Annotated in this window: 11 protein-coding genes; 5 read left to right on the top strand and 6 right to left on the bottom strand. The window is 58.9% G+C overall.

What is annotated here, in order from left to right:
• Positions 1-91: 91 nt before the first annotated feature.
• The 6 genes from ACYQ2I_RS12940 to ACYQ2I_RS12915 all read right to left on the bottom strand — a co-directional run bounded on the left by ACYQ2I_RS12940 (position 92) and on the right by ACYQ2I_RS12915 (position 13189).
• On the bottom strand, positions 92-1669 hold the full coding sequence (locus tag ACYQ2I_RS12940) for a phosphoenolpyruvate carboxykinase (RefSeq protein ID WP_460167439.1): 1578 nt from the start codon (positions 1667-1669) through the stop codon (positions 92-94).
• A 375-nt stretch (positions 1670-2044) separates the two neighbouring features.
• Positions 2045-4429, bottom strand: coding sequence for a phenylalanine--tRNA ligase subunit beta (gene pheT, locus ACYQ2I_RS12935; RefSeq protein WP_460167438.1), 2385 nt, complete (start codon positions 4427-4429; stop codon positions 2045-2047).
• 104 nt (positions 4430-4533) lie between these two features.
• On the bottom strand, positions 4534-5559 hold the full coding sequence (pheS, locus tag ACYQ2I_RS12930; RefSeq protein ID WP_460167437.1) for a phenylalanine--tRNA ligase subunit alpha: 1026 nt from the start codon (positions 5557-5559) through the stop codon (positions 4534-4536).
• A gap of 209 nt (positions 5560-5768) precedes the next feature.
• Positions 5769-9545 (bottom strand): DUF5696 domain-containing protein, encoded by a 3777-nt coding sequence (locus tag ACYQ2I_RS12925; protein ID WP_460167436.1) that lies wholly within the window; start codon positions 9543-9545, stop codon positions 5769-5771.
• Positions 9546-9693: 148 nt separating this feature from the next.
• Positions 9694-11133, bottom strand: a complete 1440-nt coding sequence (gene uxaC, locus ACYQ2I_RS12920) for a glucuronate isomerase (RefSeq protein ID WP_460167435.1) — start codon at positions 11131-11133, stop codon at positions 9694-9696.
• 388 nt (positions 11134-11521) lie between these two features.
• Positions 11522-13189: an efflux transporter outer membrane subunit gene (locus ACYQ2I_RS12915; protein ID WP_460167434.1), complete on the bottom strand. Its 1668-nt coding sequence runs from the start codon at positions 13187-13189 to the stop codon at positions 11522-11524.
• Between the two features lie 440 nt (positions 13190-13629).
• On the opposite strand from ACYQ2I_RS12915, the gene ACYQ2I_RS12910 reads away from it, so the two are divergent.
• The 5 genes from ACYQ2I_RS12910 to feoB all read left to right on the top strand — a co-directional run bounded on the left by ACYQ2I_RS12910 (position 13630) and on the right by feoB (position 21995).
• Positions 13630-14289, top strand: a complete 660-nt coding sequence (locus ACYQ2I_RS12910; RefSeq protein WP_460167433.1) for a TetR/AcrR family transcriptional regulator — start codon at positions 13630-13632, stop codon at positions 14287-14289.
• A gap of 148 nt (positions 14290-14437) precedes the next feature.
• Entirely contained in the window at positions 14438-15676 is a 1239-nt protein-coding gene (locus tag ACYQ2I_RS12905; protein WP_460167432.1) for an efflux RND transporter periplasmic adaptor subunit, read from the top strand.
• Positions 15673-18753 (top strand): efflux RND transporter permease subunit, encoded by a 3081-nt coding sequence (locus ACYQ2I_RS12900; RefSeq protein WP_460167431.1) that lies wholly within the window; start codon positions 15673-15675, stop codon positions 18751-18753. Before ACYQ2I_RS12905 ends, ACYQ2I_RS12900 begins: the two co-directional genes overlap by 4 nt.
• Before the next feature lie 364 nt (positions 18754-19117).
• Positions 19118-19411, top strand: a complete 294-nt coding sequence (locus ACYQ2I_RS12895) for a FeoA family protein (RefSeq protein WP_460167430.1) — start codon at positions 19118-19120, stop codon at positions 19409-19411.
• Positions 19412-19679: 268 nt separating this feature from the next.
• Entirely contained in the window at positions 19680-21995 is a 2316-nt protein-coding gene (gene feoB, locus ACYQ2I_RS12890; RefSeq protein ID WP_460167429.1) for a ferrous iron transport protein B, read from the top strand.
• Positions 21996-22012 lie beyond the last annotated feature (17 nt).

Below are 22012 nucleotides of genomic sequence, written 5' to 3'. Positions count from 1 at the left end.
GACGCTACCGTTTCGACTTGCGAAAAGAAAAGCGAGAGCACCGACAGAGGATGCTCTCGCGTCGCTGGCGACTGATTTCAAGGAGATTCGATTACTTTTGAAAGACTTCGCGGATCTTCGGATTGAGGCCCGGGTACTTGTCCATCTGCTCCGCACGTTGCTTGTCGAGAGCTTTCTGGCGCTTCTCGAACTCGGCCGGTGAGAACAGCTTTTCGGGATGGAACAGAATCGAATCGACGGTCCGAACCGCCGAGGGAACCAGGAGTCCGGTGGCTTCCGAATATGTCCAGTCTTCCAGGCCGCCTCGGAGGACAGAATCCAGAATGCCCATGGTATCTTGCAGTCGGATATCCCTGAAGGACTCGCCTTCTCCAACCCAACCGGTATTCAGCAGGAAACAATTGATGTGGGGATTGGCTTGGAGCAAGTCGTAGAACAAGTTGGCGTGTTCGGCACGGTCGCCGGCCACGAACGGGTCGTAGAAGAACACGTTCTTGATTTTACCGGCTTGCGTGGGGTCGCCCGCCGAAGACTCCATCGACTGTCCCAGCACCATGAAGGCGACGGCTTGCTCGAGCGTCAACTTGGCGACCGCGGGAATGATCGACCCGCGGGTGATCAGGAAAAGGTTGTCGACGCGGTCGGTGTTGATGTCGTTACTGCAATGCATAAAATCGCGTCGCTGGACGACGGCGCGACCGTTCGAGGTGCGTTCCAGGTTGAAGAAGTCGATGCTGCCGTCTTCTTCGATATGAACGTTTTCGAGGAAGGTCGTTCGCTTCAAAGCGCCGTAGTACGCTTCGATTTGATCGCCGGGATTGAGCTTGTCGGTCTTGATGAACAGGCCGCCGGCCTCGAAGCCGCGAAAGCGGCCGTCTCGGCAAAAACTGCCGCCGTCGTCTTGAATAAGCCACGAGCGTTCATGGCCCTTGCGGGCAAGCACTTTGCAGCTGGTGCTCGTTTTTCCGTTGGCGCTCAATGCGGCAAAGAGTGAAATGCTTGTCTTGTATCCCCCGTGGGAGGTTTCGAGGGTATCCTTGCGACAACCGACGTGCAGGAAGATGGCATCGCCGCTTTGCTTGACTCGGTAGTCCTCTCCGGCGAAGACTCCCTTTTTCCACTCGCCGAAGTAGTTGCTGTTGCGGACGATCTTGATCATCTTGCCGCCGTCGCCGAAGGCCAAACGGATCGTGATGTCTTTTTCGGGAAGCGGCTTTTCGACGTTGCCTTCATAGGCTTCGTCGGTGAAAAACACGACCTGGTATGTGGGATCGTCCGTCGAAGTCGGCTTGAACAACTTGACGCCGGCGTACGCGATATGGGCAAATCGCTTGGGGACGATCAAGCGAGCGGTGACGCCTTCTGCGCCGTCGCCGACTTCTACATCGATACTGACCAGTTCCTCTTGTGCCAATCGCCGCTTGGCAGCTTCCAAAAGGTCGTATTCGTCTTTTCCAAACTCGCTGTCGACGTTGTTTCGCGTAAACATGGCCGCCCGCGACATCGGTTCCGACTCGGCCATGATGCTGCCGTACTTGGTCTCGCGGACGTTCGGTTCCTCCAGTGCAAGTCCGCGCAAACGGGCCTCATCGGGGTTGCGAATCAATCGCCCGTCGTGCATTGCCGATTCGAAGATCGTCTTGGCTGCCTGTTGGAATTCGGCGAACATTCGTTTCTCCTTGTGGATTTGTGTGCTCGTGTTTGTATCGTATTCCCACGCCAGGCAATCAGGCCGCCGATCGACGGTAGTCGGTTTGCCTAGGCGACACAGTAGCGGACCGAGCGCCGGGGCAGCCCCGTTGCAGTCGACGGCGCGGTCGCGGCAGAGAAACATCGGGTATCATCGCCGCGACGATACGTACCGTTCTCGGGTGGCGTTGTTGGCGTTCTCGACAGTTCCACCACCCTGCGTCTAACCAAATCGGAGTATATGATGATGACACCAAGGGCTTATTGTCAGGATGGTCTGTTGTCGGTCAATCCCTCCATTCGGTGGCCGATCTTCCGCTCCACAGGACGGTTTGTCGAGGAGGAATAGGGGATTTCAACGCAGGGCAATGGCGTTTTGCTTGAGGAACTCCAAGAATGTTTGGCGAAACGATTCGATTTCGTCTCCCGTCAAGGTGTGGTCGTCGGCACCGATCCAGAAGCGGAACGTATAACTGAACTTGCCGGCAGGCAGACCTTTCCCTTTGTAGGTGTACAAAAAGTCGCGTTGTTTCAGCAGTGGATGGCTGAATTTCGCCAAGCAGTCGTCCAATGCCGCAAAGCCCGCGTTGGCGTCCCACAACAGCGAGAAGTCTTGCCACGAGCCGGGGTAGACCGGTGCAGGCCGATAAGGTTGTTCTGTGACGGGCAGCGCAGCCAGCCGGTCGAGATCGAGTTCGAAGACGATCACTTGACCTTCAGCGACTACCTTCTGAATCATCGCCCGCGGCAATACGGCAAGGTACCCGAGGTCTTGATTGTCGGATTTGATCGTTACCCAATGCTTGGCTTCCAACCACGGGAAAGATGACTTCCTCCCCGCCTCGATGCGAAACGGCCGTTTCAAAACGGCTGCCCCGATTTCTTCCACCGCGCCGCGGATCGAGCGAAAATGCTCTTCCAAACTTCCCAGGGCGCTCTGTTGAAAACTCACACCGCCTAAGTGCGTCGTTTCGACGCAACCATCACCGTCGGCGCGGTAAACATCGCCGATTTCAAACAGTCGAAAGGCGTCCCGGTGTACTCGGTTTGGGCGTACCAATGCCAAGAGATTCGGCAGCAGCGTGGTCCGCAAACGGCGATACGGTTGCGCGGCCGGGTTTTTCAGTTCCAAGGCGTCTTGCGGATCGAAACCGAGTTGGGTCAACCACTTGTCGTCGGTCCATGCATAGTTGTGGATTTCGATGAAGCGGTGTGCCTCGGCCAATACGCTGCGAACGGTGTGTTGGACGTCCAGCGGCCGGTTTTCCGGCAACGGGGCGATGGGGGATTCCGGCAAGCGCGGGGTCAATCGGCCGTACCCGTAGATCCGAAGAATTTCCTCGATGATATCTGCCGGAATGGAAACGTCTTTGCGGCTGCGGAACGGCGGCACGCCCACTTTGAGAACTTCACCCTGTCGCTCGGCTTCGAACCCCAAGGAACGAAGAATGGCGAGCACTTCGTCTTCGGGGAGATCTTGACCCGCCATGCGGGCGACGTCGCGCCAGGGCATTTCCAACGGCCGGTAGGCGTCATCGAGATCACCGGCGACCGTGAATCGCGACAGCACCTCGTAGGGGCGCCCCGCTTCTTCGATACAGGCGAGAATTCGAGCCACCGCCCATTTGACGATCACCGGCGGTTGACTCTTTTCGAATCGCTGGGCCGAATCGGTACGCAAATCGAGACGGACCGAAGTTTTGCGGATTCTCGCCGCTTTGAAGTTCGCCGATTCGAGCAGAACGCGCTGGGTCGAGGCGGTGACCTCGCTGTGCAAGCCGCCCATCACGCCGGCCAAGGCGACCGGTTCCTTTTCGTTCCAAATGAGCAGGTCCTCCGGCAGCATTTCACGCTCTTGGCCGTCGAGAGTCACGAACGTGCCGCGTTGTCCCATCGGTGCGACACGAATCTCGTGGACCAAGTCCCCGTCGAACGCATGGGTCGGCTGGCCGATCTCGAGCATGACGTAGTTCGTCAGATCGACCATCAAGTTGAAGGTTCGTTGACCGAGCGCGTGCAAGCGGCGTTGGACGATCAACGGGGACGGGACCGCAGCGTCGAGTTTGATATCCAGACAGGCGTAGCACGGGCAGTTTTCGGGATCTTCGACTTTCAGTGGATATGCCGGTAGGTTGTCGAAACGACTCAAGTCGACCTGCGGGAGCGGGCGCAGCGGACGACCGAAAATCGCCGCCAACTCGCGTGCGAAGCCGTAATGTCCCCAAAGGTCCGGACGATGTGTGAGGCTCTTGTTGTCCAACTCGATCAGGGTGTCGGTCGGCGGGATCCACCGGCTCAGCGGTGCTCCGTTTTCCAAGTCGGCGGGCAGGTCGAGAATTCCCTCGTGCCAACGGCTCATTCCCAATTCGGCCGCGGAGCACAACACACCTTCGCTGACGTGTCCAGCCAGCTCGCTTTTCGTGATGGTCGTTCCACCGGCCAACGTCACACCGGCGGGCGCGAAAGCCGACTTCATGCCCGAGCGAACGTTCGGAGCCCCGCAAACGGTTGTGAAACGCTGCTTCCCGCAGTCGACGACCACGCGGTGCAGAGTCTTTCCCTCGGCGGTGATCGGTTCGACTTCGACGAGCTCACCGACGAGTACCCCTTCGACCGATCGCTCGACGGTGATCAGGTCTTCGACCTCGGCAGTCGAAAGCGTCAACTTGTCGGCGATCGTCGTCGGATCGAGATCGGAAAGATCGACGTAGTCCGAGATCCAGTCCAGCGATATTTTCACCGAGTAAACCTCCCTCCGATGCGGGCCGAGCGGGTGTCGCTTCACGAACGGCCGCCGACGTCGATTCCATGCGCGTCGGCCGCGGGGCTATTCGAATTTTCCGCTCAAACGCTCGCAGGAAATTGACTGCAAAATCGGATGTCGCCCGAATTGAATAAACGGATATCGGGAATTCCGTATTTCATCATGGCCAAGCGCGTGAGTCCCATGCCGAAGGCGAAGCCGCTGTACACATCGGTATCGACGCGACCGTGCTCCAAAACCTTGGGATGTACCAGGCCGCAAGGGATCAATTCGATCCACCCCGTCGACTTGCAGGTCGAGCAGCCTTTTCCGTGACACAGCAGACATTGACAATCCAGTTCGAACCCCGGTTCGACAAAGGGAAAGAACCCCGGTCGCAGCCGCACGGTTACGTCGCGATGGAAGACCTCGCTGAGCAAGGTTTTCATCACGGCGATCAGGTTGGCCACCGAAATGTTTCGATCGACCAGCAGGCCTTCGAGTTGAAAGAACGTATTCTCGTGGCTGGCGTCGATGGCTTCGTACCGGAAACATCGCCCGGGGAAGATGGCGCGGATCGGGGCTCCGTACGTCTGTAGGGCACGTACCTGGTTCGCCGACGTGTGTGTTCGCATCAGCATCCCGTTGGTTAGCCAGAACGTGTCCTGCATATCGCGGGCAGGATGGTCGCCGGGGATGTTCAGTGCGTCGAAGTTGAAGTATTCGAGTTCGACTTCCGGACCGGTCAGCACGCGAAACCCGAGTCCTTTGAAGATGCGTTCCAGCTCCATCTGAACCAGCGAAATGGGATGCAACGATCCTCGGCGATGATCGGTGCCGGGCAACGTGAGGTCGAGATCCTTGAGAACGGTTCCGCCGCTTGTCTCTTTTGTCTTGGCTGCCTCTTTTGCCTGGCGAATCGCCTCTTCAGCGAATTTCTTGAGCGCGTTCAAACGCTGGCCGAAACTCCGTTTTTCTTCCGGAGAAAGCTTGCTGAAGTCCGTATTCTTCGCCAGCGTCGTTATGAGACCCTTGCGACCGAGGTATTTGATGCGAACGGCTTCGACGTCGTCGAGGCTGTTACAGCCTGCAAGGTCCGACGTCAATTGTTCTCGAATGTCGTCCACGGCTACCGCTCCTCGCAGTCAGTCGACGTTCGCCACGGTACAGAACGATGTACCCGTTGCGGCAGGGTCTCCCCTGCCGTGCTTCAAAACGTTCTATGATAGCAGCAATTCGTCTCACTGAGTATTGGGGAGCGGTAGGCTCTGTTTTTTCGGAGGGGGCGTTCTCCGCGGCCGGCACGGCGATCCGAAGGTTGCCGAGTTCATCGCCATTACGGTGAGAGCTGTACGGCGAACACGGACCCCGGAATCGTCAAGGACAATCGGCCGCCGATGGGTGAGCGACTTTCTTGTCGGACGATGTTTCCCGCTTCGTCCAGGTAGTCGATCCGGGAGCACGGGGGAACCGACCACGGGAGAGCATCCCACACGAGCTCGCATTCGGTGGTGTCGTCGGGCGGCGTGGGAAGGGGGATCACCTGAAGCGTATCCCCGGTTCGTTCCAGCTTCAGGGCTCCGGCCGTGACAATGCAGCCAAAATCGATCGGTTTGCCCGTCGGATTGATGCGTCGTTCGTAGGGATCGGCCTGTGCGGGAAGCGGTTCCCACCCCAGTTGCGGCCCCTTTTCGCTCGGAGTGACGATCAACGTACCCAGCCGTGTGCGATGTTCTCCGTCTTGCACGCCTTCGATGTCCAGACGGCGTCCGCCGTTAGGCATGTAAAAGCCGACACGCAGCTCGTAGTGTCCGGCGGTCGCTCGCCGTTCTTCCGGGACGATACCGAATGCCGCTGCGCCGAATCGTCCCGATCGCGTTCCGTCGAAGATGTTCGGTTGGTGTTGAGCCTGAAAGACGATCTCCCCTTGTTCGTCGCATAAGTGCAAAAACGGACGGTACTCGGCAGGCACAGGGCGCTCGCAGTCCCATTGAAGGTCGAGCTGGAATTTGCCGTCGCCTAGATCACGGAATCCGCGAACCGCAACTTTTGCCGGGAAACGGTCGCGATGCGGCTTGCGTCCGTTGACATATATCGATTTCACCGTCTTGCAGATTTCGGTGATGATACCGTTGCGTTTTTCGATCGCAATCGACCACGGACCATCTTGGGAACGGCCGATCGCCAGAAAGCCGTACGACGGCAAGATGTGGTCGTTCACGATCCAATCACCGCTGCCGCGGTTGACCCATACGCGAGTTCCGTTTTCCCATTCGACGAATTGACGGTGAATGTTCCCGTCGACGAAGTCGACGTTTCGGATTCGATCCAAGGCGACTGCTCGCGCGAAGGTCGAGAGTAGCCAGTACTTGCGAACGCAATCTCTGGAAAACGGCTCGGGCACCATCGGCGGGTGGCCCGTAAGCACTTCGGTGGCGATGTAATCGTCGCTGTAGATGCCGTGCATTTTGGCGTCGAGTCCGGCCTGGTAACGCCCCGAATAACCGGCTCCGTGAAGTACGAAGCGATCGTGGTGTGCGGCATCGAACCATGGAATACGTTCGGCGTCGGCGCACTTCCAGTTCCACACGGCCCACTTGTAATAACCTTCGGTCGGTTCGCCTACCCGCAGATGATTCGTCTGGGCACCGTCGAGCTTTCCGATGAGCTGGTCATGACCGCTTTCGGAGATTTGCGGCGCGTGGTTGCCTAGGAATTCGCGAATCCACGCAAAGTGGTCGCCCCACGAATTCCGTGTAAACACGCGATCGACGAATCGTCCGTCGGAAGTCCAGTAGTCGTACGGCTGAATGCTGGACCAAACATCGATGAAGTACGCCGTCGGTGCGAGATTCGCCCGAATGACCTCGAGATTGGCACGTAGGAACGGTTCGACGGCATCGGCTCGATACCGATACGATTGTGCGTCACGTCCTTGGTTGTACCAGGCCGGGACGGGACGCCCGTCGGCCGCAAAGGCGATGACGGTCTTGTAAGAAAAGCCCTGCGCATCGGGATAGAAATCGATGTAGTTGTCGTGTAAAGCAAACGGGACCCCGCTTGCTTTGCACGTTTCGATCATTTGCTTCAGTTCGGCTTCCGTACCCCATTGCGGATTGGGCGGATAGATTTCCGGCAGACGATAGTCGTATCCCCAGCGTTGCCAGTTGTGCCACACGACCATGCTGTGTGTGAGACCGTACCGGAGGCTTTTTCGAAGAGCGCGGTCGCTGTCGGCGTAGCGACCTCCCCAGAGGTCGAATACGAATCGCCCGGCAGCCGCGGGCACGCCGTCGGCCGCTTCGAGGCCGTTGACATCGTGCCACCGGCAGGCTCCAGACCATACCGACTCGGCCGGAATGATCGTCAGTCGTGAATCATGAGGAACGTACAGAGACACATGGCGCCGTTCCGGTGCGGTCACGAGTTCGGTGGGAGGGTTGTTCGTTCCGTGAACGATGTGCCAGTCGTTTCCGAGGTCGGTACCCACGAACGACGTCGCAAGACGATGGCCGTCGAAACGCAGCCGGTAGGCTTCCGGTTTCACGACGACGTTACCCGGTCCGGCGTAGACCGCCTCGATCGGTTCACTCCAACGCCCCAGTGCGATTTCTTCGATGTAGGCATGAAACCAGGGACGATCGGGCGGCGCTTCGATCAATTGAAATGCCGTGTCGAGAACGCCGTTTCGGACGGTGATCGTGCCGATAAGCGTCAAGTTGCCCAACGGCGACGACAACGCGTGCGTTGCCGTCAGCGTTTTGCCGTCCGGGCGATCGATGGTGATTTCTCGGAGTTGGCATGGGCTGTCGGCGTCTTCGAGATTCATCCCGAGAACGCGAACGTGGAACCCGTCGAGGTAAAGCGTCTTGCCGTTGCATTCGATACCGACAACGGCGTCCAGCAGTCCTCGCTTGCCGGGACGAACCCAATACGTGCATGGTTGAGAACCGATCCGGCCTCCGCCCAGAATGACCGCACCGTCGTTCGAGGCGGGCGGAAACGGAGGTTTCGAAGGCGGTGTTCCGCACACGAGAGTCGGCCTACCCCAACAGCACTGATCCCATCCGGTGTTTTTGTTGGGGCCGGGGTGGACCTGCAATTGCAGTCGGATTTCGTGCCCGGCCCATGACGAAAGGTCCGCTTCGCCGTTCTCGAACTTTCCGGGGGCGACGTGACGATCGAAGATCGGATCGCCCGATGTTCCATTCGGCGCGTCGAACGGGACGACGGACACGCGGAACGTTACGCCGTCGCTGTGATCGTCCGGAACGCCGTTGGCGAACCGAAGCACGATGGGAGACGTCTTCGGAAGCTTGAGAGGAATTTCGATCGTAAGCGTTCCCGCCTGCCCGTCTTTCCACGGCGGATGTTCACGAAACCCCGGTTCGGCTCGGCCGCCGACGACGATTCCCGGCTCAACGACCAGGGAAGCTCCGTTCGTCGCGTGGGCGCCTTTCCAACCGACTGGCATGACTTCCGGCGGATGATCGAAAACTTCGACGACGGCGCGATAGGTGGGGATTTGCCACAAGGCAAGCGTGCTTTCGGCATCCACCAAAACGGGAAGCCACGGCAACACCCGTGTTGCCGTAGGCGGGTTCGGGTGTTTTGCCTGCAATAGGAGGATCGGATGGGCAGCCCAAGGTTTCTCGCCTAATTTGCCGACCACGAAGGTGTGTACGGGATACCAAGCGTTGTGCGTTTGTTTGCTCGGTTGAATCGAGAATTGAACCGCGGCCGTGTCGCCGGCGGCAACCGTCAAATCACGTTCCGCCGGTTCCGCCGACCAATCGTCGATCACGCCCGGCCGAACGCGGGCGTGTAGCGGTGCATCGCTTTTGTTTTCCACCACCACCTTGGCGACAAACGGCTCGGCGATCGTACGGATTTCGGACGGCCCCTCGATTCGTACCGTCACCCCGTCGACCGTGTCGACCGGTGGATTGTACGCCAGGGCGTTCCCGCCTAGATACGCAGTCGCCAACGCGAGCGACGCAACAAAAGACGAGAAGAGCACGAAAGTCGGTGCTCGCTTGCAATCGGTGTTCGACGTGATGAACGGCCGAGGTACGCTGCGCTCGATCGGTAAGGCGGAAAGAAAGTCGAACATGGCAGGCCCCCGCTGAAAGGCGACTGACGGGTGGGACGACGGCGCACGATCCGATCGGCCGCCGTCGTGATATTGACTTCGGCCGACCGGAAAAATGACCACACGCAGTCTACCGTCCAAACCTGCCGCGTGCAAAACGATTTGTCCGTCAGGGACGAACGTCTTGCGGTACGTCGAAGCCGAAGTAGCGGGCGGCGTTGTTGTAGCAAATGTCGCACACCAATTCGCCGACGGCTTCCATGTCGTTCGGGATCAAGCCGTCGGCCATTTCACGCCCGAGCATGTCGCAGAGGATGCGGCGGAAATACTCATGACGAGTGAACGACAGGAACGAGCGGCTGTCGGTCAACATGCCTACGAAGCGGCTCAACAGGCCGTAATTCGAGAGGACTTCCATCTGCCGCAACATGCCGTCGCGCTGATCGAGAAACCACCAGGCGGCACCGTATTGCATCTTGCCCGGTTCCGAGCCGTCTTGGAAGTTGCCGATCATCGTCGCCATGACGTCGCTCTTCGACGGGTTGAGGTTGTAGACGATCGTCTTCGTTAGTTGGTCGTTACGGGCAAGCTGATCGAAGAACCGGGCCATCGGCTTGGCCAAAGGACCGTCGGCCATCGAGTCGAAGCCCGTGTCGGGACCGAGTTCCCGGAACATCTTCGTGTTGTTGTTCCGCAACGCTCCGACATGGAATTGCTGTGTCCAGCCCTTCTCGTGATTCATGCGGGCGCATTCAAGCAGGACCGCCATGCGGAACTTGTGTCGCTCCGGCAACGGGATCGGCCGATTCTTGGATGCTTCGCGGAAAATATTGGCGATCTCGGTGGCACTGAAAGTGGCATCGGGAAAGTTTTCGAGGCCGTGGTCCGAAAGGCGGCAGCCCATCTCGTGGAAGTAGTCGTGCCGCGACCGCAACGCCTCGATGAAGGTGTCGTAGTCCTTGATTTCCATGCCCGACACCTTCGCCAGTCGGTCGACCCAGCGATTGAAATCTTCGGGTGAATCGAGATTCATGGCCTTGTCGGGCCGAAACGTGGGGAGCACGACGATCGAGAACGACGCATCGGCCGCGATGGCCTTGTGGTGTTCGAGTGAATCCGTTGGATCGTCCGTCGTGCACAACGCGACGACATTCATTTGCTTCAGGATGCCGCGACAGGAGAATTCGGGCTGAGCCAGCTTCTCGTTACACTCCTTCCAGATGCCCTCTGCGGTTTCGGGGGAGAGCAAACGATCCTTGATTCCGAACGGGCGATTCAGCTCGAGATGCGTCCAATGGTACAGCGGATTGCGAATCGTCTTGGGAACCGTTTCGGCCCATTTGAGGAACTTTTCCCAATCCGAGGCATCGCCGGTGCAAAACCGTTCAGGCACACCGTTCGCCCGCATCGCACGCCATTTGTAGTGGTCGCCGTACAACCAAATCTGGGCCAAGTTTTCGAAACGATGGTCGCTTGCGATCTGGTCCGGCGGTAAATGTGAATGGTAGTCGAGGATCGGCATCTTCGCGGCGTAGTCGTGGTACAAACGACGCGCCTGTTCATTCGACAAGAGGAAGTCCTCGTGGATCAATGGTTGGTTGCGGTTCATGACGACTCCCTTGGTTTGAAACGATTTCGAACCGATGCGAGCCGGCGGCTGATCGAGCCCCGATTGCACGCGTCCGGTGGGGAACGCGGCGGCCGAAGGACGGCCGAGCCGTTGTCCCTATAGACGCCTTACGCATGGTTTTTTCCGCGTGGCGTGTTCGCTGTTAAGTCTGTCCCTAATGTAACAGTCTTCGGGGTAAGGCGACAGGACCCATCCGATGTGTTGCGAATTGAAAGGCTGTCGACTGTCGACAATGAGCCGCTTGTGCGTTCCCCTTCGGCCGGTCGTTTGGTTCCACTGCTTCAAGAAATAGAAACGTCACCGGCGGTGTTGAAACGAACCGGTGACGGGGATCGGTCGGCGAGCGAACCGTCGGCCTCACAGCGCCTCACATGGCACGATTGGTGAGAACGAGCGGGAGCTCAGGAAGCGGCGCATCGCTGCTTTCATCCGGAGCGGGAGCCGGGAGCGGCGCGGCCTCGTTCTTAGGGGACGGGGCGGTAGCCGGTTCTTCCGGAGTGAACGCAGGCGTCGGCGCCGGGGCTTGTTCGCCTGTGCCCATATCGCCGACGACGATTTCACCCTCTTCGTTTGCCGGCGAAACGATGGTTTCCGAGACGACGTGCACCGCACCGGGCTGCATCCGGAAGCACATCTGCCAGCCGCCGCCGAGTGCCTTGTACACGGCAATCAAGTGTTGGGCCACGTTTCCGCGGGCTTCGGCCAACGCATCCTGTTGTTGCACCAGGGCACGCTGAGAATCGATGACCCTCTGGAAGTCGATCAGCCCTTGCTGATATTGCAGCGTGGCCAGGTCGACCGATTTTGCAATCGCCTCGGTGGCCTTTTCGAGCTTGCGGACGCGATCTTGTTCTTTCAGGAAAGCCGTGATCATGCCTTCGACTTCTTCCGAGGCTCGCAGGACGGTCTCTTGATATCCTAAGACGGCCTGGCGAAAGCGGGCGTCTTCGGCGAGCACTTGGTTCTTGATACGGCCGTAATTGAGCACGTTCCAGCGGAAGGCCGGCCCGATCATTCCTGCAATACTGTCGGTATTGATCAAGTGGGCGAAGTCGTCCGCCTGAAAGGCGATTTGGCCGGTAATGGCGATGTGCGGGTAGAATTCGGCCTCGGCGACGCCGATACGCGCGCATTGTGCGGCGGCCATCCGTTCGGCCTTGCGAACGTCGGGCCGGCGACGCAACAGATCGGCCGGGATCCCGACCACGACCTCGGGCGGTACTTCGGGCAGTTTGGCCGGTCCCTGCAAAATGTCGTCGAGGCTTTGAGGCGGCTGGCCCAGCAGCGTACACAGACGGTTCTGTGCCAATCGACGTTGCAACTCGAGCATCGGAATGATCGAGCGGGTCGTTTCGAGGATCGCTTTGGCCTGGTTTACGTCCAGTTCGCTGACGAGTCCCTGGTCGAAGCGGGCTTGAACGAGTTGCAATGTCCGTTCTTGCAATTCGACGTTCTTGCGAGCCAAGGCCAAACGCTCTTCGGCCGTTCGCATTTGGATGTAGTTTTGCGCGACTTCGGCCTGAAGGAGGACGAGCGCGGCGTGGTAATCTTCCTGTTGGATTTGGACGTTCGCTTCAGCCGACTCGATCATCCGGCGGAAACGTCCCCAAAAATCGAGTTCCCACGCGGCCGTGGCGCCGAGCGAGAAGTCGTCGGCGCTGAGGCGGAATCCGGGAATATTCGAGAAGTCGCCGAAGGGGTAGGCGTTGTGACTAAGTTGCTGGCGTTGGTACGCGCCGACCACTTGCTGTTCTTGAGGAAGCAAGTAGCCTCGGGCAACGCCCAATTGATAGCGGGCTTCAAGGATCCGCAGGCAAGCGATCTTTAGCGGGATGTTTTCTTCGTAGGCCGAGAGAACCAACTCGTTGAGCTGGGGATCATTGAAGACGGTCCACCACTCCGAGTAGTCCATCTCACCGGTATTGACGCCCGGTTGTTCGCTGTCGATCCAGGCTTCGCCGACTTCAACCCCCGGTTGGTGGTAGTCTGGGCCGACTTTGAAACCTTGATGAATCCATTCCTTGAAGCTCGTCATGCATCCTGTGGTTGATGCCAAGACGATCGCGGCGAGCGCAAAGGCGGCCGCGCTACGGGGCCTTCCCGCAAACATGTCGTTTCCCCCCTGAAGGCTCGTTTGTCCGTTGTTTGTAACCGTTGGAAATACAGGGACTTACGTCTTCGTGTCCTGGGCGTTCTGCTCTTGCTACATCGGATGAGGGGGCGTGTCCCGCTTTTCCGGTGTAATCGGCGCAAAAAGAGCTATTCCGATAATCGACGCTTTCGTCACAGAACCTTCAGTCTTAAACCGTATCGTCACCAAAGTGACTGAACAGTCATTGTCGAAAACGAACAGGTCGATATAATGGTACGTAGAGTTTTTGACGGTGACGGCGCAGGCGAGCGAGTGACCTATAGTTTCACTGGGGCAGCCGGGGCGAGTTCAAAGGCGTTTGGTCCGCACTTGGAGAATACGCGATGGCCAATCTGACCGAGCGGTGCCGAGAGCTGGCGACCGCGGCAATGAAGGACGGGATCGCCGATGCGGCGATCGAGGTGCTCAAGCAGCACGGCTACGACGGGTTGACGATGGACCGCGTGGCCGAGGCTGCCGGTGTCGCCAAGGGGAGCATCTACAACTATTTCTCCGGCAAGCAGGATCTGGTGACGCACATCTTCGATCGGATTATCGAGCCGGCGATGACGCGGGGGGACAGAATCGCAGGATCGGAACAGTCGGCTTTGGAGAAGCTCAAGGCAACGCTGCGAATGTGGTTCGACCTGTTTGCCGAGCATCGTGGGCTGTTCGACTTCTTGTTCCGGCAGTCGGAAGTTCGAGAAATCTGTTTCAGTGCCCGGAGGAAGCGGGATCGCCGTACGATCGATCGTATTGCGGGAATCTTGAGACAGGGGATCGAGGAAGGCGTCGTGCGGGCACTGGATGCCGAGACGGCGGCCGAACTTCTCATTGGGGCGACGAACTTTCTCATCGAGCGGCAGCTCGACACGGGCGTCCGTCGCGACGGCGAAGAATGTGTACAGCACATTCTCGACACGTTTTTGCGCGGATTTCTTACCGATTCGGCACGGTCACAATGGTCGAGTTCGCATGTCCGCGAGGCGACCAATGGCGATTGAAGTTGTGATGGGCCGCGAGTAGATGTTGCCGCGAGACGGTTCTTTCGGACGGCGGCAACAAATCTTGGGATGGGACAACGGACAAAAAGAAGCGGGGACAAACGCGATACACCGTCTGGGTGTTGCGATTTTTCGGGAGGACGACAACATGGCAGGTCGACAACCAACCCGCCGTTTGGCGTGGATCGCTGGTGCAGGGGTGTTTACGGCCGTGATCGCGGTCGTTGCGGTGTTTGCCGAACGGTACCAGGGAGCAGAAGAAAAGCCGATTGCTTCGAGGGACGACGCGAAGCCGGTGTCGGCCGCCGAGGCAATGTCGGTCGTGCTGGCGGTTGCCGAGGAACGAACCTTCGAGGATCGCCTCCAGGTCGCCGGTAGTGTTTTGGCCGATCGCTTCGCTTTGGTTTCCGCCCGTATTCCGGGAACGCTCGACGACATTTTCGTCGACGAAGGCGACTATGTCGAAGCGGGCAAGACCGTCTTGTTTCAGACGGATTCCGTCAAGCTGAAAAATGCGGTCGAAATTGCGAAAGAGCAGGTTCGCGTGGCCGAATGCGCGGTCGCAGAAAAACAGGCACTGTTGGAAAAGACGCAAATCGCATTGAGTCAAGCGCAAACCGATTTGGAGCGATACCGCGACTTGAATGAACGGAACGCAATTGCCCGGCAGACTGTCGAGCATCAGCAGTTGCAAGTCGAGTCGCTCGAGGCCGAGGTACGCCATATCCGCACGTTGATTGATCTGGCGAAGGCGCAGCTCGAACAGGCCAAACTGAATCTGCGGATTGCCGAGAAGGATTTGGCCGATTCGCAGGTGAAGGCGCCCGTCAGCGGTCGCGTTTCGCAACGGATGAAAGAGCCGGGAGAAATGGCCGGAGCGGGAACGCCGGTGGTTCGCATCGACGATCTGTCACAGTTGGAAGTGAGCGTGTTCGTGCCCGCCGAGTATTACGAGCGAGTTCAGCCCGGCAAGACGATCATGCGCGTGCGTGTCGGCACGGTCGATTTGGGAGAGTTACCGGTCACGTACAAGAGTCCGGTGGTTGAGCCGAAACTGCGGACGTTCCAAGTAAAGGGGCGTATCACGTCACCGCCGGCCGAAGTCGTGCCCGGCTGTCTGGCGGATGTAACTTTGGTCTTTGATTCTCGCCGCGGTGTCGGCGTGCCGAGTAAGGCCGTTTTGGAGCGATTGGGGCGGTCGGTCGTGTTCATGGTCGTCGACGGTCGTGCGAAGATGGTGCCCGTTTCGCTCGGGTGGGACCAAGACGGCTTCCGCGAGGTTCTTTCCGGAATCACAGCGGGACAACCCGTGGTCGTCATGGGGCAATCGATGCTTGACGATGGGGATCCGGTGCGGGTAGTCGACCAGCAGGAGGGCGAGCAATGATCCTGTCGGATTTCGCCGTCAAACGACCGGTTGCGACGAGCTGCCTGATCATCGGGCTGACGCTCTTGGGAATCAATGCCTACCGAAACATGGGCTTGGAATTGATGCCCAAGGTCGACGTGCCGATTATCACGGTGGTTACCGTATATCCGGGGGCCGCACCCGATGAGTTGGAAGTGGATGTCGCGAAACGTCTCGAAGATGCCGTCTCGTCGGTCGAAGGATTGAAGCACGTCAGCTCGATCTGCATGGAGAACGTCTGCCAGACGTTGCTCGAGTTCGAGATGGGCGTCGATGTCGACATCGCTGCGACCGACGTGCGGGAAAAGATCGACCTGGTACGTTCCGAGTTGCCCGAGGACGTCGAAGATCCAATTATCCAGAAGTTCGATATCAATGCGAAGCCCGTCGTGACGATGGCCTTGGCGGGCGATCTGTCGATCGAAGAATTATACGACTTTGCCGACAATGAGCTTCGGGACCGTTTGACGGTGATCCAGGGTGTCGCCGACGTGCAACTGGTCGGCGGTGCCGAACGTGAAGTGCATGTCGAATTGGACCGCGACAAACTTGCGGCTCGCGGCCTTTCGACGATGGACATAGTCCAGGCGATCCGCGGGGCGGTAAGGTCGATTCCAGCGGGGCGAATTCGCGACAACGGAAAGGAGTATTCCGTCAAGTTCGATGCCGATTACGAGACCATCGAGGCGATGGCCGATTTGGAAATCGCCAACAGCGAGGGGCGGCGTTGTTATCTGCGCGACATCGGAAAGGTCGTGCTCTCGACTGCCGAAATGCGGCAGAAAGCGCTTTTGGACGGCAAGCCTTGCGTGGCGATCAAGGTGGTCAAAAAGGCCGACGCCAATGCCGTCGTCGTTGCCAACGCCGTGCGCGAGAAAATGGAGGCGATCAACGAGCAGTTGCCCGCGGGCATGAAGCTCGTTTGGGTCACCGACGACGCAACCTTCATCGAAGCGACGAACCTCGACGCCTGGAAGAACGTTGCGATCGGTATCGTGCTGACCGCGGCGATTCTGTTCCTGTTCCTGTACGACTTGCGGACCTTGTTCGTCGTTGCGATCACGATGCCGTTGACGATCGTGATTAGCCTGTTCTTCATGCATGCGGTGGGGTACACGCTCAACCTGGCGACGTTGATCGCCATCGGGCTTTCCGTCGGTATCCTCGTAACCAACTCGATCGTCGTCTTGGAGGCGATCGTCCGTCGTCTTCAGGAATCGAATGATCCCAAAGAGGCGGCAAGGCTCGGTGCGGGTGAAGTGTTCATCGCCGTTCTGGCCAGCGCGTTGACAAATGTGGTCGTGCTTTTCCCCTTGGCCGTCATGAAAACCCGGGTGGGTCTGTTCATCGCCCCTCTAGCCTTGACGATGTTGATCTTGACGGTCGTTTCGCTGTTCATCTCGTTCACGCTGACGCCCATGTTGTGCTCGCTGATCTTGCGGGCCGATTCGGGGCACAGTTCGCTGTTGAAATGGCTGGGACGGCAGTTCGACGGTATGTTCAATCGGCTCGTCGGCGTGTATCGGGCGTTCCTGCACTTTTGCGAAAGGCGTCGGTGGGCCGCGGCGCTGGTCATCCTGGCTGTTTTGGGGCTGATGGCGCACGGTTTTCTCGTGGCCGCCAAGAAAGTGGGAGCGGGCTTTTTCGCGGACTCCGACCGAGGCGAAGTTTACGTGCGGCTTGAATTTCCGACCGACTACAGTCTCGATGCGACCATGCAACGCGTGGCCGAAGCCGAGCGTCGCATTGCCGATGTGCCGCGGTTGCAACACGTGTTGACGACCATCGGTAAGGCGGAAGGGACCTTGGGCCAATCGAGCGAAGGCGTGTACTTGGCCCAAATGCTATTGAAATTCCCTCAGCGAACCGAGCGTCCCGAGACGATTTTCGACCTGATGGACGAGGTCCGGCGGCGTATGAACGGGTTTCCCGAAGCCGTCGTGACGGTGACGCAAACCTCGATCATCGGCGGACAGTCGAACCCGATCGAAATGGAAATAGCCGGCCAGGACCTCGAGGAGTTGAATCGCTTGGCGCTGGAGAGCCTGCGTGTGGCTCAAGACATTGCGGGGGTGGAGACGCCGGATACGTCTGTGCGACCGCCCAAGCCCGAGCTTCGCGTGCGACCGAAGCGAGAAGTTCTCGCCGATGTGGGGACGCCCGCCTTAGGAATGGGGATGGTCTTGCGCGGCAACCTTGAAGGGATCGAGGCCGGCACGTTCAAGTCGCGGGCTACCGCCCGAAACTACGACATTGTCGTCAAGTTTGCCGAACAAGAAGGAAAAGAGCAGGTCGAGGGATTTCTTTTCCCCGGCGGGCCGGGGCATCCCGTCGTGCTTGCCGCTTTGGGGGCAGTCGACGAACGGCGCATTCCGATTCAGATCATCCGCAAGGATAAGGAACGCATTACGAAGCTGACCGCCCAATTGGCTCCGGATCTTCCATTGGGGACGGCGGTTCAGTTGATTTCCCAAGGGATCGATGAGCGAGTCACCCTGCCGCCCGGCTATCGTTACACGTTTGCCGGCGTGTATGAAACGATGGCCGAAGGCTTCCAAGGCCTGATCGAGGCGGGCATCATCTCGGTCGTGCTCGTGTTCCTTTCATTGGCCGCCATCATCGAGAGCTTCCGGCGGACGTTTCTGGTCTTGGTGACGGTGCCGTTCGCGTTGCTGGGTACGATTTGGGCGCTGGCTTGGACCGGCCAAAGCCTCGATCTGTTTGCGATGATGGGCGTTGTCATGATGACCGGTATCGTGGTCAACAACGCCATTTTGATCGTCGACCAATTCAACGTGCTGGTCGAACAAGGTGTCGCACGCCACGAAGCGATGATCCAGGCCGCCTGCGATCGCTTCCGGCCGATCGTGATGATCACTTTGGCGGCAGTGCTGGGTATGTTGCCGTTGGCCTTGGGACGCGGTATCGGCGCCGAGCCTCGTGTGGGCGTCGGAGTTGCGACCGTCGGCGGAATCTTGGTTTCTGGTGTGCTCACGCAGATCACGCTGCCGATTCTGTACGACCTGTTCACTCGCAAGAAAGCGGCAAGCTCCTGATCGGGCCTCCTTTGGTAGCTCTCCGTGGTCCGGCGACCGCACATCGTGTGAGGACCACCCTGGTGGTCGCCGGACCGGCCTTTTCTTGCTCGGCAATCGACGCTTTCTGCGGTTTTTGGGTGGAATTCTCTGATCGCTTCGCCGTCCCAGATGCCCACCGCGAAATTTGGGAGAAACCCTCTTGCTATTTGGGTACTGCAATGCTAGAATTTTTGAGACTCGCTATCAATAACAGTTTCGGCTGGATGAGTCGCGGCTGCTTTGCGGTGTTGGTGAGGGAAGCCGCGGGTGGAGCTTTCCAGGAATTTTGCGATAATGGCGACTTGGCCGATTTCGGCCGGAACCCAACCCGGGAGTCGATTCAATGATCTCGTTCCGCCGTGTGGAGCAACGCATAACGGATGATCCTTCGCTGGTCCCGCTGCACCACCTGAAGCCGGGCGAAACGGGGTATATCGCCGAGCTGATCGGGGGCTCGGACGACGTGCATCGGCTCGAAGAGTTCGGTTTGCAGCCCGGCGTTCCCGTCGAGATGTTTCGCTCCGGCAAACCGTGCATCGTCCGCGTGCGAGGTCAAAAGCTGTGCCTGCGTCCGAATCGTCGCCTCGGTGTATTGGTACATCGCCCGGGCGCAGGATCGTCGAAATCGGTCGGGTAGGCGTACTTCTTTCGACACGCGGCAGGCTTCACGGCGTTTGTTTCGCAGAGGACCACCCGATCGAGCCAATGGGAAGAAAAGTAATATCTGTTCGGCCTGTTAATGATACTGAGTCTCGGTATTATGGGTTTTGGAAAATGTGTCGGCTACGGCCGGCGACCGAAGCGGATCTCAATGTGGATTGGGGGGCGAGCCGAATCGGGTTATGGCTCGGCGTAGGTGACGTGGGAACGAGCCCGCAAGAAAAGGGAGCCCGCGGGGGAGCGTCATGGCGGTAACGACCGGGAAGAAGAAGTTTACGGTTGCGGTGATCGGCAATCCCAACACCGGTAAATCGACGTTGTTTTCGGCGCTGGTCGGTGTTCGGCAGCGGGTCGGCAATTATCCCGGCGTTACCGTGGAAAAACGACTGGGGCGATTCGAGTCGAACGGAAAGGCGTTCGAGCTGGTTGACCTTCCCGGGCTGTACAGCTTGGCCCCACGTTCCCGCGACGAAATGGTCGCCGTCGACGTGCTCTTGAACCGCTTCAGCGATTGCGATCCGGTCGACGTCGTGTTGTGTATCGTCGACGCCTCAAACCTGGAACGCAACCTGTACCTGGTGACGCAGGTTCTCGAGCTTGGGCTGCCGGTGGTCGTCGCCGTGAATATGCTCGACGTCGCCGAATCCAAGCATGTGAAACTCGATCTCGACAAACTCGCTTCGCGTTTGGGGGTGCCGGTCGTCGGTGTGCAGGCGAACGTCCGGCGTGGCATCGATCGATTGCGAGAGGTGCTCGAACGCACGGCAGAAAGGACCGTTACGTCGAACCCCTATTGTTGTCGGTTCCCCGCGGCGTTTGAGGAAGAGGTTGCCGGTCTGTCGGCCGAATTGGCGGCGGCCGAGCCGTTCCAGCGAGTCTTGGAACTCGATCGTCGGGGCTGGGGGGCCGATACCGAGAACGCCGGGGAAGATCATCGCGAAGCGGTGTCTCCCAGCGTCAAACGGTATTTGGCGGTTCGGCTTTTGTTGGATGTTTCGGGCTTTTTGACGCAATCGTTGGGTGTTCACGCCGAAGATCCATGGCTTGTGCGATTGAAAGAGTCGCGAGAGCGGCTCAAGAAGGCCGGGATTCGGATTCCCGGCGTCGAGCCGGAAATCCGTTACGCCTGTGTTCGCGAACTGATTAGCGGGGCGGTCGAGGTGCCCGAGCGGTATCCGACGACCCTTTCGGACAAGCTCGACGCTCTGTTGACGCATCCGGTGTGGGGCATGTTCGTGTTCGCCGTCGTGATGACGACGATGTTCCAGGCGATATTTGCCGGGGCCGATCCGTTGATCGGACTAATCGAGTCGGCCATCGGGTATGTCGGTGAGGCGGCGACAACGGTCGTCCCCCCGGGGCCGCTGCAAAGTCTATTGGTCGACGGAGTAATCGGCGGAGTGGGGGCGGTGGTCGTCTTTCTGCCGCAGATTCTGATTCTGTTCGTGTTCCTGGGGATTCTGGAGGACTGTGGATACATTGCCCGCGCCGCGTACTTGATGGACCGGTTCATGGTCCGTCTGGGACTTTCGGGCAAGGCCTTCATTCCCATGCTGTCGAGTTTCGCCTGCGCCGTGCCGGGCATCATGGCCACGCGAACGATCGAAAACGAGCGGGACCGGTTGACGACGATCTTGGTAGCCCCGTTGATGACGTGTTCGGCGAGGTTGCCGGTTTACGCCTTGTTGATCGCAGTATTCGTACCCGACGTTCGCTTCTTGGGAGGTTGGATCGGTCTGCAAGGATTGGTGCTGACGGCCTTGTACCTGCTGGGAATCGTAGCAGCGGTATGTGTGGCCTTTGTATTGCGGCGCACCCTGTTGCGAGGGCGAAGCACCGCCTTCGTGATGGAATTACCGTCGTACAAGTTGCCCGATATCGGCACGGTAGCATGGCGCGTCTTGGAACGCGGTTGGGTATTTCTGCGTTCGGCGGGAACCCTGATCTTTGCGACGTCCATCGTCGTGTGGGCGCTCTTGTACTATCCGAGGCCGCCCGAGGTCGAAGCTCCGTTCGCCGCGCGGCGGGCCGAGTTGACGGCGTCTCTCGAGTCGCTGTCGCTCGATGCTCCGGAGCGAACTGCCGTCGAGGCGGAGTTGGCGAGTCTCGAACGTGAGATCGACTTGGCGTATCAGCAGCAAAGCTGGTTAGGCCGGATGGGCCGGTATATCGAACCGGTCGTGCGTCCTGTAGGGTGGGATTGGCGAGTCGGGACGGCGGTTTTGGCATCGTTTCCCGCCCGAGAGGTCGTGGTGGCCACACTCGGCGTGATGTTTCACTCGACCGGCGAGCCGGCAGACGGTGAGGACGATTCGCCGTTGCGACAGAGCTTGCGAACGGCGACATGGGAAGGAACGGATCGCCCCGTATTCACGCTGCCGGTAGCCCTTTCGATCATGGTTTTCTACGCCTTGTGCGCCCAGTGCGTTGCCACGCTGGCGGTGATCCGGCGTGAGACGGGAAGTTGGCGGTGGCCGATCTTCGCGTTCACGTATATGAGCTTGCTGGCATATCTGGGGGCCTGGGTGACGTTTCGAATTTCCGACGCCCTTTTGGGGTGACCTCGGGAAAACATCAC

This window comes from Thermostilla marina, from assembly GCF_054657455.1.
Note: the sequence above shows the minus strand (reverse complement) of the source record. Positions and strands in the feature narration are given on the sequence as shown.

What these genes read in the sequence shown, in the direction of transcription:
- ACYQ2I_RS12940 (WP_460167439.1), bottom strand. Translation starts at nt 1,669, where the DNA reads ATGTTCGCCGAATTCCAACAGGCAGCCAAGACGATCTTCGAATCGGCA.
- ACYQ2I_RS12925 (WP_460167436.1), bottom strand. Translation starts at nt 9,545, where the DNA reads ATGTTCGACTTTCTTTCCGCCTTACCGATCGAGCGCAGCGTACCTCGG.
- uxaC (WP_460167435.1), bottom strand. Translation starts at nt 11,133, where the DNA reads ATGAACCGCAACCAACCATTGATCCACGAGGACTTCCTCTTGTCGAAT.
- ACYQ2I_RS12915 (WP_460167434.1), bottom strand. Translation starts at nt 13,189, where the DNA reads ATGACGAGCTTCAAGGAATGGATTCATCAAGGTTTCAAAGTCGGCCCA.
- ACYQ2I_RS12910 (WP_460167433.1), top strand. Translation starts at nt 13,630, where the DNA reads ATGGCCAATCTGACCGAGCGGTGCCGAGAGCTGGCGACCGCGGCAATG.
- ACYQ2I_RS12905 (WP_460167432.1), top strand. Translation starts at nt 14,438, where the DNA reads ATGGCAGGTCGACAACCAACCCGCCGTTTGGCGTGGATCGCTGGTGCA.
- ACYQ2I_RS12900 (WP_460167431.1), top strand. Translation starts at nt 15,673, where the DNA reads ATGATCCTGTCGGATTTCGCCGTCAAACGACCGGTTGCGACGAGCTGC.
- ACYQ2I_RS12895 (WP_460167430.1), top strand. Translation starts at nt 19,118, where the DNA reads ATGATCTCGTTCCGCCGTGTGGAGCAACGCATAACGGATGATCCTTCG.
- feoB (WP_460167429.1), top strand. Translation starts at nt 19,680, where the DNA reads ATGGCGGTAACGACCGGGAAGAAGAAGTTTACGGTTGCGGTGATCGGC.